At 41.3% G+C, this 14,061-nt stretch carries 16 protein-coding genes; 10 read left to right on the forward strand and 6 right to left on the reverse strand.

What is annotated here, in order from left to right; translation table 11 throughout:
* The 7 genes from ACQKMF_RS20125 (at position 1) to map (ending at position 5,057) form a co-directional block, all read left to right on the forward strand.
* On the forward strand, positions 1-129 hold the full coding sequence (locus ACQKMF_RS20125) for a hypothetical protein (RefSeq protein WP_286141446.1): 129 nt from the start codon (positions 1-3) through the stop codon (positions 127-129).
* Between the two features lie 40 nt (positions 130-169).
* A complete protein-coding gene (locus tag ACQKMF_RS20130; RefSeq protein ID WP_427574630.1) occupies positions 170-1,267 on the forward strand; it encodes an AbrB family transcriptional regulator in 1,098 nt (365 codons plus the stop codon).
* Between the two features lie 430 nt (positions 1,268-1,697).
* A complete protein-coding gene (gene motA, locus ACQKMF_RS20135; RefSeq protein ID WP_101224885.1) occupies positions 1,698-2,489 on the forward strand; it encodes a flagellar motor stator protein MotA in 792 nt (263 codons plus the stop codon).
* Positions 2,482-3,237 carry a flagellar motor protein MotB gene (gene motB, locus ACQKMF_RS20140; protein WP_402944435.1) on the forward strand — a complete coding sequence of 252 codons (756 nt, stop codon included), beginning with the start codon at positions 2,482-2,484 and terminating at the stop codon, positions 3,235-3,237. The genes motA and motB overlap by 8 nt, the downstream gene beginning before the upstream one ends.
* A gap of 45 nt (positions 3,238-3,282) precedes the next feature.
* The gene (locus tag ACQKMF_RS20145) at positions 3,283-3,558 is read left to right on the forward strand and encodes a late competence development ComFB family protein (RefSeq protein ID WP_230177842.1); all 276 of its coding nucleotides are present in this window, start codon (positions 3,283-3,285) and stop codon (positions 3,556-3,558) included.
* A gap of 130 nt (positions 3,559-3,688) precedes the next feature.
* Complete coding sequence (locus ACQKMF_RS20150) at positions 3,689-4,204, forward strand: type 1 glutamine amidotransferase domain-containing protein (RefSeq protein ID WP_076370894.1); 516 nt, start codon at positions 3,689-3,691, stop codon at positions 4,202-4,204.
* Positions 4,205-4,310: 106 nt separating this feature from the next.
* Positions 4,311-5,057 (forward strand): type I methionyl aminopeptidase, encoded by a 747-nt coding sequence (map, locus tag ACQKMF_RS20155; protein ID WP_101224883.1) that lies wholly within the window; start codon positions 4,311-4,313, stop codon positions 5,055-5,057.
* A 40-nt stretch (positions 5,058-5,097) separates the two neighbouring features.
* On the opposite strand, the gene ACQKMF_RS20160 is transcribed toward map, so the two are convergent.
* The 4 genes from ACQKMF_RS20160 to ACQKMF_RS20175 all read right to left on the reverse strand — a co-directional run bounded on the left by ACQKMF_RS20160 (position 5,098) and on the right by ACQKMF_RS20175 (position 7,442).
* Positions 5,098-5,340: a DUF2164 domain-containing protein gene (locus tag ACQKMF_RS20160; RefSeq protein WP_063234700.1), complete on the reverse strand. Its 243-nt coding sequence runs from the start codon at positions 5,338-5,340 to the stop codon at positions 5,098-5,100.
* An 11-nt stretch (positions 5,341-5,351) separates the two neighbouring features.
* Positions 5,352-5,867 carry a molybdopterin-guanine dinucleotide biosynthesis protein B gene (mobB, locus tag ACQKMF_RS20165; protein ID WP_157831123.1) on the reverse strand — a complete coding sequence of 172 codons (516 nt, stop codon included), beginning with the start codon at positions 5,865-5,867 and terminating at the stop codon, positions 5,352-5,354.
* Positions 5,855-7,120, reverse strand: a complete 1,266-nt coding sequence (locus ACQKMF_RS20170) for a molybdopterin molybdotransferase MoeA (protein ID WP_427574635.1) — start codon at positions 7,118-7,120, stop codon at positions 5,855-5,857. The genes mobB and ACQKMF_RS20170 overlap by 13 nt, the downstream gene beginning before the upstream one ends.
* 97 nt (positions 7,121-7,217) lie before the next feature.
* On the reverse strand, positions 7,218-7,442 hold the full coding sequence (locus ACQKMF_RS20175; protein WP_427574637.1) for a DUF1128 domain-containing protein: 225 nt from the start codon (positions 7,440-7,442) through the stop codon (positions 7,218-7,220).
* Between the two features lie 220 nt (positions 7,443-7,662).
* On the opposite strand from ACQKMF_RS20175, the gene ACQKMF_RS20180 reads away from it, so the two are divergent.
* Both ACQKMF_RS20180 and ACQKMF_RS20185 read left to right on the forward strand, forming a co-directional pair.
* Positions 7,663-8,055 carry a YtxH domain-containing protein gene (locus ACQKMF_RS20180; RefSeq protein ID WP_101224880.1) on the forward strand — a complete coding sequence of 131 codons (393 nt, stop codon included), beginning with the start codon at positions 7,663-7,665 and terminating at the stop codon, positions 8,053-8,055.
* A 16-nt stretch (positions 8,056-8,071) separates the two neighbouring features.
* Positions 8,072-8,911 carry a YihY/virulence factor BrkB family protein gene (locus ACQKMF_RS20185; RefSeq protein WP_402944423.1) on the forward strand — a complete coding sequence of 280 codons (840 nt, stop codon included), beginning with the start codon at positions 8,072-8,074 and terminating at the stop codon, positions 8,909-8,911.
* A gap of 235 nt (positions 8,912-9,146) precedes the next feature.
* Here the strand turns inward: ACQKMF_RS20185 and ACQKMF_RS20190 are convergent, their stop codons facing one another.
* Both ACQKMF_RS20190 and ACQKMF_RS20195 read right to left on the reverse strand, forming a co-directional pair.
* Positions 9,147-11,066 carry a heavy metal translocating P-type ATPase gene (locus ACQKMF_RS20190; RefSeq protein ID WP_402944420.1) on the reverse strand — a complete coding sequence of 640 codons (1,920 nt, stop codon included), beginning with the start codon at positions 11,064-11,066 and terminating at the stop codon, positions 9,147-9,149.
* A gap of 333 nt (positions 11,067-11,399) precedes the next feature.
* The gene (locus ACQKMF_RS20195) at positions 11,400-12,566 is read right to left on the reverse strand and encodes an MFS transporter (protein WP_101224877.1); all 1,167 of its coding nucleotides are present in this window, start codon (positions 12,564-12,566) and stop codon (positions 11,400-11,402) included.
* A gap of 188 nt (positions 12,567-12,754) precedes the next feature.
* Between ACQKMF_RS20195 and cax the strand changes: the two genes are divergently transcribed.
* The gene (cax, locus tag ACQKMF_RS20200; RefSeq protein WP_101225035.1) at positions 12,755-13,813 is read left to right on the forward strand and encodes a calcium/proton exchanger; all 1,059 of its coding nucleotides are present in this window, start codon (positions 12,755-12,757) and stop codon (positions 13,811-13,813) included.
* Positions 13,814-14,061: the final 248 nt, after the last annotated feature.

Raw genomic sequence — 14,061 nt, forward strand, 5'->3', positions numbered from 1 at the left:
ATGATGAAATATAAAAATGCACTGGTGAGGGAGGCGCCCCAAGAACGGCAAATGTCCAATTGGCATCCTGACAATGGAATGTTGAAAACAAGCGTGGATGCAGCTTTGAATCCGCCTATTTTATGTTAAGATTAAGATGAAAATCCGCTTATATAAAGAAGGTAATTTTGTGAGTGTAAATTTAATCGAGAGTAAGAGTTTTAGAGTCATCTTTACAGCTTTTCTAGCTTTCCTGGGTGGTTATGCGTTTGATAGCCTTGGAATATACCTGCCATGGATGCTTGGACCATTATTCGTCGTGATGATTACTAAAGTGAAGTTAAGGAAGTACTTGTATTGGTCTAAAACCTTTAGAAGTACTGGATTGGTCATTCTAGGTTTACAACTGGGCAGTTCATTCACGAAACAATCGCTAAATGAGATGATTGAATATCTGCCTGTTATGCTTTTTACGACAATTGCAATCATTTCATTTACAGTGTTGACTGGATGGTTTGTCAGAAAGCGAATGAACTTATCCTTGAGCACATCGATGCTTGGCAGTTTTCCGGGAGGCCTTTCCCAGATGGTGGTCTTAAGTGAGGAAATGAAGGATAGTGATGAAACGGTTGTAGGTTTCATGCAAACACTGCGGGTCATCCTTGTGATATCCATTGTTCCTTGGATTGTGACCCATGTAATGTCAGTTGAATCAGGTGCGGTAATGGCCGTATCGGAGCGGCCGTTTTTCTTATTTGAATATGATGGGAAATTAGCCATCATGATGTTGGTAACATTGCTGATATTCATCTTCATCACAAAGAAAGCCAATTTTCCGCTCCCTTTTTTGCTAGGACCTCTCATGGCCGCAGCACTATTCAATTTAGCAGGCCCAGGTGCACCGCAGATTCCTGACTTTTGGTTGAACTTATCGCAATTGTTGATCGGCGCACATTTAGGCTACACACTGAAGGTTGATAACCCCCGACTTTTCAGAAAGATGTTCGGGGCCGTATTCGTCAGTAATGTCCTATTGATTGGATTTTGCTATTATCTTTCCATTCAGTTTGCCCCAATCCTATCTTTACAGGCGAACGAATTATTTTTGAGCATGGCGCCAGGCGGCGTCGCCGAAATGGCAGTCACAGCCATGTCTGTGCATGTGGATTTATCCGTTGTCACAAGCTTTCATTTATTCAGGATCTTATTCATTTTATTTTTTCTATCACCCATCATAAAATGGCTGGCCGGAAGAAACCACGGGAAACAAAAACAGGGACAAAGCTGACAGGCTTTGTCCTTTTGGCGTTAAGCGGAATTCACCAGTAAAAGTGCGAAACTCACGAGTAAAATGCTGGAATTCACGAGTAAAAGCGGAAAACTCACGAGTAAAATGCTGAAACTCACGAGTAAAAGCGCGAAACTCACGAGTGAACCGCCAAATCACGAGTAAAATGCTGAAACTCACGAGTAAATGCGCATATTCCAGACGGATTGAGATAATTTCGTACAAAACAGGCTGGTAATTCCGCTCTGAAAGGATATTGTACCCAAAATATTGAAATGTGCTGTTGGTTAAGCTCATCAAGGCAATAAAGTTGGTGGATTTTGTGATGATTTAGTGAAAATTGAAATCGAATAGTAAAATAATCCTCACTTTTTTTGAACTTCATCCGATATAAGGAGGAGACGAGACTTTAAATGAATGGGTGAGTATTATGGATATAACATCAGTTTTGGGCGTAGTTCTGGGTATCGTGGCCATCTTGGTCGGAATGGTGTTGAAAGGCGTTAGTGTAACGGCGCTGATAAACCCGGCGGCTATTTTGATCATTATTGTAGGGACGATAGCTGCTGTCGTAACGGCTTTCCCTTTGTCGGAATTAAAAAGACTACCAAAAATATTCAAGATTTTATTCTTTGAACAAAAATTGACAAAGCCTGAAGATTTAATAAAAACCTTTTCTGAATGGGCGGTCATTGCCAGGAAAGAAGGCTTATTGGCATTGGAAAGCATTTCGGATCAGGTGGATAATACTTTTTTGAAAAATGGCTTGAATCTTGCAGTCGAAGGTCAAAGTGCCGATTATATTCGTGATATTTTAGCAGAGGAAATAGATGCGATGGAAGAACGTCATCTAAGCGCGGCAGCGATTTTCAGTCAAGCCGGTACATACGCACCGACGCTGGGTGTATTGGGTGCGGTAATCGGGCTGATAGCTGCATTGGGTAATATGGCCGACACGGAGGCTTTGGGACATGCCATATCTGCCGCGTTCGTCGCAACCTTGATGGGTATTTACACGGGGTATGTTTTATGGCATCCATTTGCCAATAAGCTAAAACGGAAGTCGCAGCAGGAAGTTCGAATCAAAGAAATGATGATAGAAGGTATTTTATCGATCATCGAAGGGGAAGCGCCGCGAACGATTGAACAGAAATTAACATCATATTTGCCTGCTGGAGATCGTAAAAAGTGGTTAGAAGGCGATGTGAGAGAAGATGGCTAGGCGCAAAAAGAAACAAAGGCATGAAGAGCATATCGATGAATCATGGCTGGTTCCCTACGCCGATATCTTAACATTGCTTCTCGCGCTTTTTATCGTCTTGTTCGCTTCAAGTTCGGTTGATGCAGTAAGGTTCCAGCAGTTGTCCAATGTATTTAACCAGGTTTTTACAAGCGGAACGGGTTTTATGGATTTTCCAAGTGATTCCCCCAGCAATGAGCCAACGTCACCAGAGCAAAGAACAGGTGCGGAAGATCTTGAGAAGCTAGGGAAAAACGAGCAAGAAGAACTTACGGAAGTTCAGGAGCGTGTAAATGCCTACATACAAAAGAATGATTTAACGAATAAATTGGGAACGAACCTAACGGATGAAGGCATGTTGATTTCAATTAGGGAAAACGTGCTGTTCGAATCGGGTGTGGCTGAGGTGAGAAGTGAAAACCGAAAAATCGCTAAGGAAATCTCGGATTTGCTAATCATGGATTTACCCAGAAACATTATCGTAAGCGGACATACAGATAATATTCCTATAAAGAATTACCAGTATGAATCCAACTGGGATCTGAGCGTGATGCGATCCGTGAATTTTATGAAACTTCTCCTCGAAAATAAAGAGTTGGATCCCGAAATGTTCAGCGCTAAAGGACATGGGGAATTCAAGCCGGTTGCTTCCAATGAAACGAAAAAAGGAAGGTCGAAAAACCGGAGAGTTGAAATCCTAATTGTTCCACGGACAGCGATAAATGAGTGAAAACCTGTCAGGAATGGACAGGTTTTTCTTTTTTAAGGAGATTATATGGAAAGAGAATATACAAATGTGATGGAAGAAATCGTTGTGACTTGGGTGCAGGTTTTAATGTCAGGTATGGAATACCAAACATTTTGTTCATGCGGTAAATGTAAAAATGACATCATCACATTATCATTGAATAACCTGCCTAATTACTATGTAACCACGGAAGAAGGGCGGAAAAGGATATTTGGAAATTTGAATACAGAAGAAAACAGGAAATGGATCAATAAAAGAATCATCAATGCGATACACGTTGTTGGTCAGTATCCTAAACATTGATTTGCTTTGGGGATAGGCTAATGAAATTTAGCACTAACATTAATTATGTGTTTTATTTATGGTGGCAGAGGGAACATAAATAAAGTGCAAAGTATGTTCATTCGATCAAAAATTGAGGAGATGAATTATTATGGGTAAAAATATCGCATGTGTAGTAACGAATATGTTTGAGGACTCGGAGTATAGTGAACCGGCAAAGGCATTTGAAGAAGCCGGCCATACGGTAACGACGATTGAAATGATAAAAGGGAAAACTGTTAAAGGGAAACAAGGGGAGGTAGAAGTTGAGATTGATGAGAGCATCGACTCAGTGAAACCGGAAAATTTCGATGCATTATTCATCCCCGGTGGGTTCTCGCCTGACCAGCTGCGTGCTGACGAACGCTTCGTATCTTTCGCCAAATCGTTCATGGATGATAAGAAGCCTGTATTTGCGATCTGTCATGGACCGCAGTTGCTGATTACAGCCAAAACACTTGAAGGACGCCATGCAACAGGATATACATCAATTAAAGTCGATATGGAATATGCAGGTGCAACATATTTGGACAAGGAGGTTGTTGTTTGCGGCAACCAGCTTGTAACCAGCAGGACACCTGAAGATCTTCCGGCATTTAATCGGGAATCGCTCAATCTATTGAAATAATGAAAAATCCCGGCAGCTGCCGGGATTTTTCATTTTAAAGGATTCATATACTTTCATCTTTGCAGTAAAATAAAAGGAGAGACGAATAAAAAAGGAAGTGTCACAATTGATCGTATTAAAATCTGCACGTGAAATTCAAGCGATGCATGAATCAGGTAAAATTTTGGCAGCTTGTCATAGGGAGATTGCTAAGTTGATTGTACCTGGGGTGACAACATGGGAAATAGAAGAATTTGTTGAAGGATTCTTAAAAAAACATGGTGCGAAGCCGGAACAAAAGGGTTACAAAGGGTATGAGTATGCGACATGTGCCAGCATAAATGAAGAAATCTGTCATGGTTTCCCTCGTAAGACCCCTTTGAAAAATGGAGATATCGTAACGATTGATATGGTCGTCAATTATAACGGGGCCCTTGCCGATTCTGCCTGGACGTATACGGTCGGTAAGGTTTCAAAGGAAACCGAGCATTTGGTTCATGTGACGAAGGAATCTTTATATAAGGCGATTGAAGTGTGTGTGGAAGGCAATCGGATTGGAGATATTGGTCATGCCATACAAACATATGTCGAGGCGGAAGGCTTCTCTGTCGTTCGTGATTTTATTGGGCACGGGATAGGAAGTGTCATTCATGAAGAACCGCAGGTTCCGCATTATGGACTGCCGAATAAAGGTCCGCGTCTTAAGGAAGGCATGGTATTCACCATCGAGCCAATGGTAAACGTAGGTACATATAAAGCAAGCCGTGATCCGAATGGATGGACGGCATCCACTGCAGATGGGAAATACTCAGCTCAATATGAGCATACGATTGCCATTACGAAAAACGGTCCGCTTATTCTGACCGAACAATGAAAATGAAAAAACAGCATCGATTATGATGCTGTTTTTCATTTTAATCAATTGGCCGTTCCAATGAATACAAATCTTCTTCGATATTTCCTAATCTGTCCTCAATGACTTTTTTAGCATCTTTGATACCTTCATTATAAATAAATGGAGCAATATTTTCGAAAATGAACTGCAAGTGATTTTCAGCAGCGATTTCTCCGATTTCCTTGCCATGTTCCTGATACACATATTCTTGGATACTTTCGATCATCTTGCGGCGTTTTTCTATGGGAAATTGAATGAACATTGTGCCCTCCTTCATATTTGTTCTAAAAACCATGTAATGAATGAATCTGAATCCAAAGGGAATACGGGAACTGAAGCATGATTCCTGGTTCGTTCCAGACATTCTGGCCAAGCCACTGCTGCTTTGACATTAGTAAGCCGTTCCAATAACACGAGGTCACTTTCTTCCTTGATTAAAATGACCTTAGGAAAGTCCTCTTGCTTATAACCCTCAATTAAAATCACATCAGGGAGAAATAGACACAGTAATTGAATCAGCTCAGTTATAGGGGCTTCACCCTTGAAATTCCCGAGCAGCTCGATTGTTCCATCACCTTCAACAAGTGAAGCTGCCGCCCCAGCCTGAAAGTGTTTATTGGAATCCTTCATACCGTTAACATACGGTTTTCCGCCATGTCCATGATGTTTTAAAACGGCTGTCTCTAATTTGGCTTTGCGAAGCTTTTCGATAATATTCGTTATGAAGGTCGTTTTTCCTCTATTTTGGTAGCCAACCACCTGAAAAATAAAAGGCTTCACCAAGGCCATTTGCATCCTTCCTGGTCATCGAGGAGCAGGATGTCCACGAAATCTCCCGTTTGGAAACCACGGGTCCCCCCAGGTAAGACGGTCAGTGAATTGGCACCTGCCAAGCTTGTTGTAATATTGGATTTATCCACACCGCTAGGAATTACCTTCAACTGGCCTGATTCGTAAAATAATCGGGTCCGAAGCAGACGTGAGAATGGATTGGGCTTTAAGAAGTCTTCTGCCAATTGGGCCGTCTCTTTTCGTAAATGCGGATGTTCCGAAAATAGCATGGTGCGGATGATCGGTCTTGCAAATAGTTCAAAGCCAACATAACTGGCGGAAGGATTGCCGGATAAACCGAATAAAAATTTGTTATTATATACCGCTACAGTCGTCACGCTGCCGGGGCGCATGGCCACTTTGTTGAATAAGACTTCAGCACCCATTTTTTGATAAATATCCGGGAGAAGGTCAAAATCACCGACAGAAACCCCTCCAGTTGTAATGAGCAAATCCACTTCCTCCAAGGCAGTTGAAATGGCCTCGTAACTTAATTCGAATTCGTCCTTAAGCTTTCCATAAAAGCGGACTTCTCCTCCGGCCCTCCGAATTTGGGCGGAGATGGCATGTGAATTGCTATTACGGATTTTCCCGGGCTGCAACGGTTCGTTAACATCAAGAAGTTCCGAGCCTGTAGCGAATAATCCGACGACAGGTTTCTTGGCAACTGGGACTTCGGCATATCCGAATGTTGCCAGCAAGCCGATGATCCCTGGATTGATCGTTGTTCCTTTTTTTACAAGAACATCGCCTTTCTTTGCATCCTCTCCTTGAAAAGAAACGTTTTCGCCTTCCTTAAGTGAGCGTTTAAATGATATGTACTTCTTTCCGTCCTTTTCGAATTCCTTTGTTAGCTCGAGCATGATTACGGCATCACACTCAGCTGGCATCTGAGCGCCAGTCATGATTCTCGCCACTTGATTTTTTTGTACAGGGACAGTCGGTACCATCCCCGCAGCCAGTTCTTCAACCACTTCGAACTCAAGAGGGTTATTTATGGAACCCTCTGCCGTATCCTTGGACCTGAGGGCGAATCCATCGTATGGAGAGCGGTTAAAATGCGGAACATCATTTGTAGCTACAATATCTTGAGCCAAAAAACGGTCTTGGCTTTCCTTGAGTGGAATCAGTTCCGCATGTCCTATTAATTTATGCTTCATCACTTTTTCCACTGCTTCTGCAATACTGATGGGTGTTCTTCTTTCTACCATGCTTACAACTCCTGTCAGTTTTCAATTTCTATATCAAATGTATCAGAATTATTTTAAAAATGAAAAAAATCCTCACCGGTACGGGAGGATTTGAATGTTACTTATTACGCAGTCTTCCAAGTTCTTCGGCGATTGCTTCCATTTCACGGACACTGAAATTCGTTTTTTTCATCACCATTGAATAAATATCGTGCAGCTCTTCGTACATTTCGATATCAAAATGGGTTGATTTTATTGCACCGAAGTTCATCACTTTTAATTTATCCTTGATTGCTTCGATCATAAACTCGACACTTTCGGCTGTGTTTTGCGTTAAATCCATTTCCCTCATCCTTTCATACGTTCCTAAATTATTTTCATCTTTGCATGATTACCGCTGGAAGTCAATGAATATTACGAAGCTTGATCCCCAATTACTTGGTCATCTCCACGTTTTAAACTGAGGGAGTTTGGGAAAAGATAGGAAAAAACTTTTTTAAACATTGTATAATGGAGATAGCTACCATTATCCATCAACTAATATATGACGAGGAGGAGAATATATGAGCAACATTCGAGAAGAATATAAGTGTGTCAAGAAAAGTAAATTTATGCAAGCGGTCTTTATTGGTGCGTTAGCAGGGGCGGCGATAAGCCTTTTTGACAAGGATACGCGTAATTCAGTATTGGAAAACAGTAAAAGCTGCATGAGTAATATGAAGGAATTCGTGAAGAATCCCAATGGGGTGCTTACACAAGTACGTGAAACATCATCCAAGGTCCGTTCCACTGTTGAAAAAATTTCCGATGATGTATCCTTCATTTCCCAAAAGGTGGAGGAAATGAAAGATATTCCATCGCAAGTTGCCCAAGTGGTGATGGAGACGAAGGAAGTTTTTGCTGCAGAGCAAGATGAGTCATCTTCAAGTCACCATGAACGGATTTCCTTAAATTAGAAAATGGGGTGGAGGTATGGCCAATAAAAAAGAATGGCTGAAAGGCTCATTCTTCAAGACTTTCATAAAACGGTTACAGATGGATGATGTGTCGGGGCTTGCCGCACAGCTGTCTTATTTCTTCTTACTTTCCTTGTTTCCGTTACTTATTTTTTTATTCACCTTATTGGCCTATCTGCCATTTTCCCAAGAAGATATATTAAATACCGTCCGTACATATGCGCCTGACGATTCGATGAAAATCATTGAGGCCAACCTATCTGAAGTAATGGAAGCGAATGGGACTTTATTGTCGTTTGGTGTCATCGGAACGATATGGTCGGCATCGAATGGGATGAATGCAATCATTAAAGCATTTAACCATGCATATGATGTAAAAGAAAGTCGAACTTTCTTTATTTCCCGGGGAATGTCGATTCTGCTCACATTAGCGATGATTTTTGTTTTTATTGTCGTTTTATTGCTGCCGGTATTCGGAAAACAGATCGGAGTATTCCTATTTGCCGAAATTGGACAATCCGATGAATTTCTTATGATTTGGAACCAGCTTCGCTGGGTAATAAGTACGCTTGTATTTTTAATTGTGTTCACGATCCTTTATTGGATTGCCCCCAACATAAAGCAAAAATGCATAACCGTACTGCCCGGTGCTATCTTTGCAACGGCAGGATGGAGTCTTGTTTCCTTTTTGTTTTCTTTTTATGTGGAGAAGTTCGCTAATTATTCCGCAACATATGGGAGCCTTGGAGGGATCATCGTATTAATGGTCTGGTTTTATTTATCAGGGCTCATCATCATACTGGGCGGGGAAATAAATGCGCTCATAAGTGAAAGGCAAAAACCAGAATGTGCATGAGCTTCCTGGAGTTCCCGTAATAGCGGACTATCATGATGCAGATACTATTCAAGAAATAACAACTTTTGATGAGGAGGAGTTCTTTCATGAGTAAAAAGGATGGCAGCACAAAGCAAAAAGGAAAAAATAAAGGTTCTAACCATAAAACATCAGGTTCTGCAAATGGTAAGAACGGATATCACTAAATTGAAACGATCATAAAAAAAGGGAGCCTTGGAGGGCTCCTTTTTCATGTTTAGTTTCTCAAAAGTCTTAAGCTGTTCAGTATAACGAGAATTGTGCTTCCTTCATGTCCAATGACGCCGTATGGAAGGTCAAGGAATTGAAGGAAATTGGATGCAATCAGGATCATGATGACCGAAATTGAAAAGATGACGTTTTGTTTGATGATTCGATTCATCTTCTTGGATAATTTGACTGCCTCCGCGATGCGCGGCAAGTCATTCTTCATCAGAACAACATCCGCTGTCTCCAAGGCAACATCCGTGCCTTCACCCATTGCAATTCCCACAGATGCCGTTGCTAGTGCAGGTGCATCATTGATGCCATCCCCAACCATTGCTACAGTGCCAAAATGTTCTTTTAGCCTTTTCACTTCAGTCACTTTGGTTTCTGGCAGGCATTCGGCAATATATGCATCTATATGGCTCTCCGACGCAATCGCTTTAGCCGTTTTTTCACCATCGCCTGTCAGCATGACGGTATGGATGCCCTCCTTTTTCAAAGCTTCGATGGCTATAATGGTTTCTTCACGCACGACATCTTTCAAAGTGAGAATACCGGCAATCCCTTGATCATCCTTTGCATAAACGATTGTCTTGCCTTGTTCAGCCAATGTCAGTGCAATGCCATTTTGGAATCGTTCTGCTTCACTGCGACCGACGAAATCAGCTTTTCCGACTTTCCAAAGCACGCCATTGATGTATGCTTGAACCCCATTGCCTGAGATATCTTCCATGTTATCCGGTTTAATGATGTCTCTTTGCAATTTCGTTTTGGCATAACGGACGATCGATGTTGCCAAAGGGTGGTTTGAATAATTTTCAACAGATGCAATATGAAATAAGAAATCATCTTCGTTTAAATCTTCGCGGATAATGACATCCGTTACCTCGGGTTTTCCTTTTGTTAATGTACCTGTTTTATCTAAAGCAATTGCCTGCAGGTTACCTAGATTCTCAAGATGGATGCCGCCTTTAAATAAAATGCCATGACGAGCACCATTTGAAATGGCAGATAGCGTTGCTGGCATAATAGAAGCCACAAGTGCACAAGGTGAAGCGACAACGAGCAGGATCATCGCCCTGTAGAATGTTTCGGTCCAGCTCCACCCCAATATGAAATGGGGTACGAACATCATCAAGCCGACAACGGTCAATACCACTTTTACATAAGTACCTTCAAACCGTTCAATGAACAGCTGGGAAGGGGACTTTTCACTTTGTGCGGATTGAACGAGAGTGATTATTTTTTGAAATAATGTTTCACTTGCTGGTTTGGTGATTTCCACGGTAATCGTACCACGGAGGTTAACCGTTCCGGCAAATACTTCATCATCCAATGATTTGCTGACCGGTATGGATTCACCAGTGATGGCAGCTTCATCGATATTGGTACGGCCGTCCGTGATTTTTCCATCTGAAGGAACTCTCTCACCTGGTTTCACTAAAATCAGATCTCCGACATGCAGCTGTGAAACGGATACGGTTTCTTCATATCCGTTAGTGATGCGCAGTGCTTCCTCAGGCTGTAAGTCCATAAGTGCCGAAATTTCTTTATGGCTTTTATTCATCGTGTATGTCTCAAGGGCACCGCTTAAAGCGAAGATGAAAATCAATATGGCACCTTCCGTCCAGTATCCGATGACCGCAGAACCGATGGCCGCAAAAATCATCAGCATCTCAACATTCAATTCCCGGTCGGCAATCGTATCTTCTATTCCTTCTTTTGCTTTGGCATATCCGCCAATCAAGAAAGAAGCTAAGTATATGACGATGGAAGTGGACTCCATTCCGTTCTTTGAAAGGGCCCATCCCAACACTATTAATAAACCGCTGAACAATGCAGCAAAAAGTTCTAGATGAGGTTTTGCTTTTTCCAACCAAGTGGTTTGGCATGAAGCCGGTTGGGTTAAATGTTTAGTATCTGTAGTCATAAGATTCCCTCCCACATTCTTCTCTATTTTGTGTAAATGATATAGATTATCATTTGTGTAATATCTAATTGAGAAAGATAATCAACGTCATTTCTCTGGATAAAATATGAAAGCTGCCACCAAAATTGCGATGACAGCAATGTTTTCAAAGGTTTTTAAACGTAATGTCCCTTTTGTTATTATTATAATACCACATATCCTATTCAGAAATAAAGAAGAATGATTCTAATCTAGTAAAAAATATAAAGTGCATCCTAACCAAATATTCAGCCGCTATTGAGAAATACCTTTCAAATTGAATAATAAAAGAAGTAGTCCAGATAATAAACTATACTAAATAACTGAAGCAGGCATTTTCTCCTTAAACAAGGCTAACGAAATGAAGACAAGGAAAAGCATGATGCTGATCATATAGAAAAAATTCCCGCCTTGTATATGTTCAATGACAAGGCCGCCAAAAAACGGACCGCTGATGCTGCCGAGGCTAAAGAAGATACTGCATAATAAATTTCCAGCAGGTAATAGGTTTCGAGGCAAAAGGTCTGCCATATAACTGATTCCCAGCGAGAAAGTCGAACCAACCATCATTCCGCCAAACATAAAGCAAATGAATAGACCAAGCACTGAATAAGAATAAATCCCTGCAAGAGTGAATATGGCAAACCCGGAAAAAAGTATCGTCAGCAAGGTCTTTCGCCGGCCAAAACGGTCACTTATCATCCCCAAGGGAATCTGGGTAAGCAGGGTCCCCGCGGAAAATGCCGGGATGATGATAGATACTGCAGTTAAATCGATTCCGGAGCGCAGGGCGAATACAGGGAAATTGCTATTCAATGATGCTTCAAGCACGCCAAATGTGAACGGAAGTAAAAAAGCGACCCAAGCTATGCGGCTAACTTTCGTAAACCTTTTGAGTGTGCCAAAGAATGATGTGTTTTCAGAATCATCCTGTTCAGGGAGCTCATTTCCAATAAGGAAAACAGTGGACCAAGCTAGAAGGCTAAGTATGGATGTGATGATGAAAGGTAAAGACTGATTAATCTCGAGAAGCTTCGTCATCATCGGGCCAACCATGAACCCAAGACTGAAGAAAAGTCCATAAATGGCAAGATTCCTTCCGCGCTTCGTTTTTGGTGAAATGGCAGTGATCCATGTCTGGGTAGCAAAGTGAAGTGTATGATCGCCGATTCCAATGAAGAAACGCAGGACGAACCAAAACCAGAATGATTTCCAAACAGGAAATAATGCAAGCGATAGAATGACCGTTATACCGCCAAATAATATCAAAGGCTTATAGCCGTATTTACGGAGCGGGGCTTCCATAAAAGGAGAAATCAACAGAATTCCAAGATAAAGCGAGGCTGCATGAAACCCGTTTAGGGATGAGCTAATTCCGTCATTTTCAAAAATGATGGCAATGATCGGCAGAAGCATCCCTTGAGAAAACCCCGATATGCCGACAATTAAGATTAAAACGCTAAAAAGCAATTTATTATTCATAAAATCAAGTCTCCTAAGAAATGTATACCTTCTTGATGTTACATCTTAGGAAGAGGATTAAGCAATAGAAATTTGGGTAAATATTGACAAGAAGAGAGAGGATGATAAAATTTTCCTTTGTCATCTCCCGAAGATTATGTATGATAGTTTTTGTTACATAAAGGAATTATAGGATTGTGAGGAGAAGTATCGTGAATAAAATATTTTTTGGGCTTGTCCTGTTAGGCGTCCCTATATCAGTCATTGGGTCATTATTGCATTGGCCGAGCGTGATCATGTTCATCGTATATTGCTTAACCATCGTTGCGCTAGCAGGATTCATGGGCCGTGCGACTGAAAGCTTAGCGATCGTTATGGGACCAAGGATTGGCGGTCTCTTGAATGCAACCTTTGGAAATGCAGTGGAATTGATCATATCCATCTTTTCATTAAAGGCGGGGCTTGTGGGGGTCGTGTTGGCTTCTTTAACTGGTTCCGTATTAGGAAACTTATTGTTGGTGGCAGGACTTTCATTCTTTGTCGGAGGGACTAAATACAAACGGCAGAAATTTAATGTATTCGATGCGAGGCATAATGCCGGTCTATTGATTTTTGCAGTTATTGTAGCCTTCGTCATACCGGAAGTATTCACACAAGATATGAGTGAATCACGTACGATGTCGTTAAGTGTAGGAATTAGCATTATTTTGATCTTATTATATCTTGCTGCATTATTCTTTAAATTGGTTACTCACCGTGGGGTATATCAGCATACGGAGAAACCCGAGGAACATGAAGAGGAAGTACCGGAGTGGAGCAGGAAAAAGGCAATTATAATACTTGCTGCTGCTACATTGGCCGTTGCGTATGTATCGGAGAAACTTGTTCATACGTTCAGCGAGGTGGGGGAAACCTTCGGATGGTCGGAGTTATTCATAGGTGTCATTATCGTTGCAATCGTGGGTAACGCGGCAGAGCATGCGTCGGCCGTCATAATGGCCTATAAAAACAAAATGGATGTCGCAGTGGAAATTGCCGTTGGTTCCACACTTCAAGTAGCGATGTTCGTAGCTCCTGTACTCGTACTTATTTCATTAATGTATCCAACTCATATGCCGCTTGTTTTCACAATGCCAGAATTGATATCAATGGTTACAGCAGTCTTTCTGATGATCATGATTTCGAATGACGGGGAAACGAACTGGTTTGAAGGCCTTACCTTATTGGCCGCTTACTTCATTATGGGAATTGGATTTTACTTATTATAAGAAATGCAGGCCTTCCGATGCGGGAGGTCTTTCTTTTTATATAATTCAAAAATAAAAATGACTCTGCTCAGGTTAGATTTAGCAGAGTCATTTCTATATTAGTAAATTACCATTCATAAGTCATTCCAAAATTTTTCATCATGCTTTTGTAAAAGTTGAGAAATATTCTAGAGTGTCACACCATCCTTTTACATTAGATTTAAGTATAGGCGAATTCGTTTTCTGTCATCCTTTAAAAGGGTGTCATG

It is taken from the genome of Peribacillus sp. NPDC101480 (assembly GCF_050277335.1).
Lineage (GTDB): Bacteria > Bacillota > Bacilli > Bacillales > DSM-1321 > Peribacillus.

Excerpts from the sequence above, each read along its gene's own strand:
- ACQKMF_RS20125 (WP_286141446.1), top strand. The coding sequence starts at position 1 with ATGATGAAATATAAAAATGCACTGGTGAGGGAGGCGCCCCAAGAACGG.
- motA (WP_101224885.1), top strand. The coding sequence starts at position 1,698 with ATGGATATAACATCAGTTTTGGGCGTAGTTCTGGGTATCGTGGCCATC.
- motB (WP_402944435.1), top strand. The coding sequence starts at position 2,482 with ATGGCTAGGCGCAAAAAGAAACAAAGGCATGAAGAGCATATCGATGAA.
- ACQKMF_RS20145 (WP_230177842.1), top strand. The coding sequence starts at position 3,283 with ATGGAAAGAGAATATACAAATGTGATGGAAGAAATCGTTGTGACTTGG.
- ACQKMF_RS20150 (WP_076370894.1), top strand. The coding sequence starts at position 3,689 with ATGGGTAAAAATATCGCATGTGTAGTAACGAATATGTTTGAGGACTCG.
- ACQKMF_RS20160 (WP_063234700.1), bottom strand. The coding sequence starts at position 5,340 with ATGTTCATTCAATTTCCCATAGAAAAACGCCGCAAGATGATCGAAAGT.
- mobB (WP_157831123.1), bottom strand. The coding sequence starts at position 5,867 with ATGGCCTTGGTGAAGCCTTTTATTTTTCAGGTGGTTGGCTACCAAAAT.
- ACQKMF_RS20170 (WP_427574635.1), bottom strand. The coding sequence starts at position 7,120 with ATGGTAGAAAGAAGAACACCCATCAGTATTGCAGAAGCAGTGGAAAAA.
- ACQKMF_RS20175 (WP_427574637.1), bottom strand. The coding sequence starts at position 7,442 with ATGGATTTAACGCAAAACACAGCCGAAAGTGTCGAGTTTATGATCGAA.
- ACQKMF_RS20180 (WP_101224880.1), top strand. The coding sequence starts at position 7,663 with ATGAGCAACATTCGAGAAGAATATAAGTGTGTCAAGAAAAGTAAATTT.
- ACQKMF_RS20185 (WP_402944423.1), top strand. The coding sequence starts at position 8,072 with ATGGCCAATAAAAAAGAATGGCTGAAAGGCTCATTCTTCAAGACTTTC.
- ACQKMF_RS20190 (WP_402944420.1), bottom strand. The coding sequence starts at position 11,066 with ATGACTACAGATACTAAACATTTAACCCAACCGGCTTCATGCCAAACC.
- ACQKMF_RS20195 (WP_101224877.1), bottom strand. The coding sequence starts at position 12,566 with ATGAATAATAAATTGCTTTTTAGCGTTTTAATCTTAATTGTCGGCATA.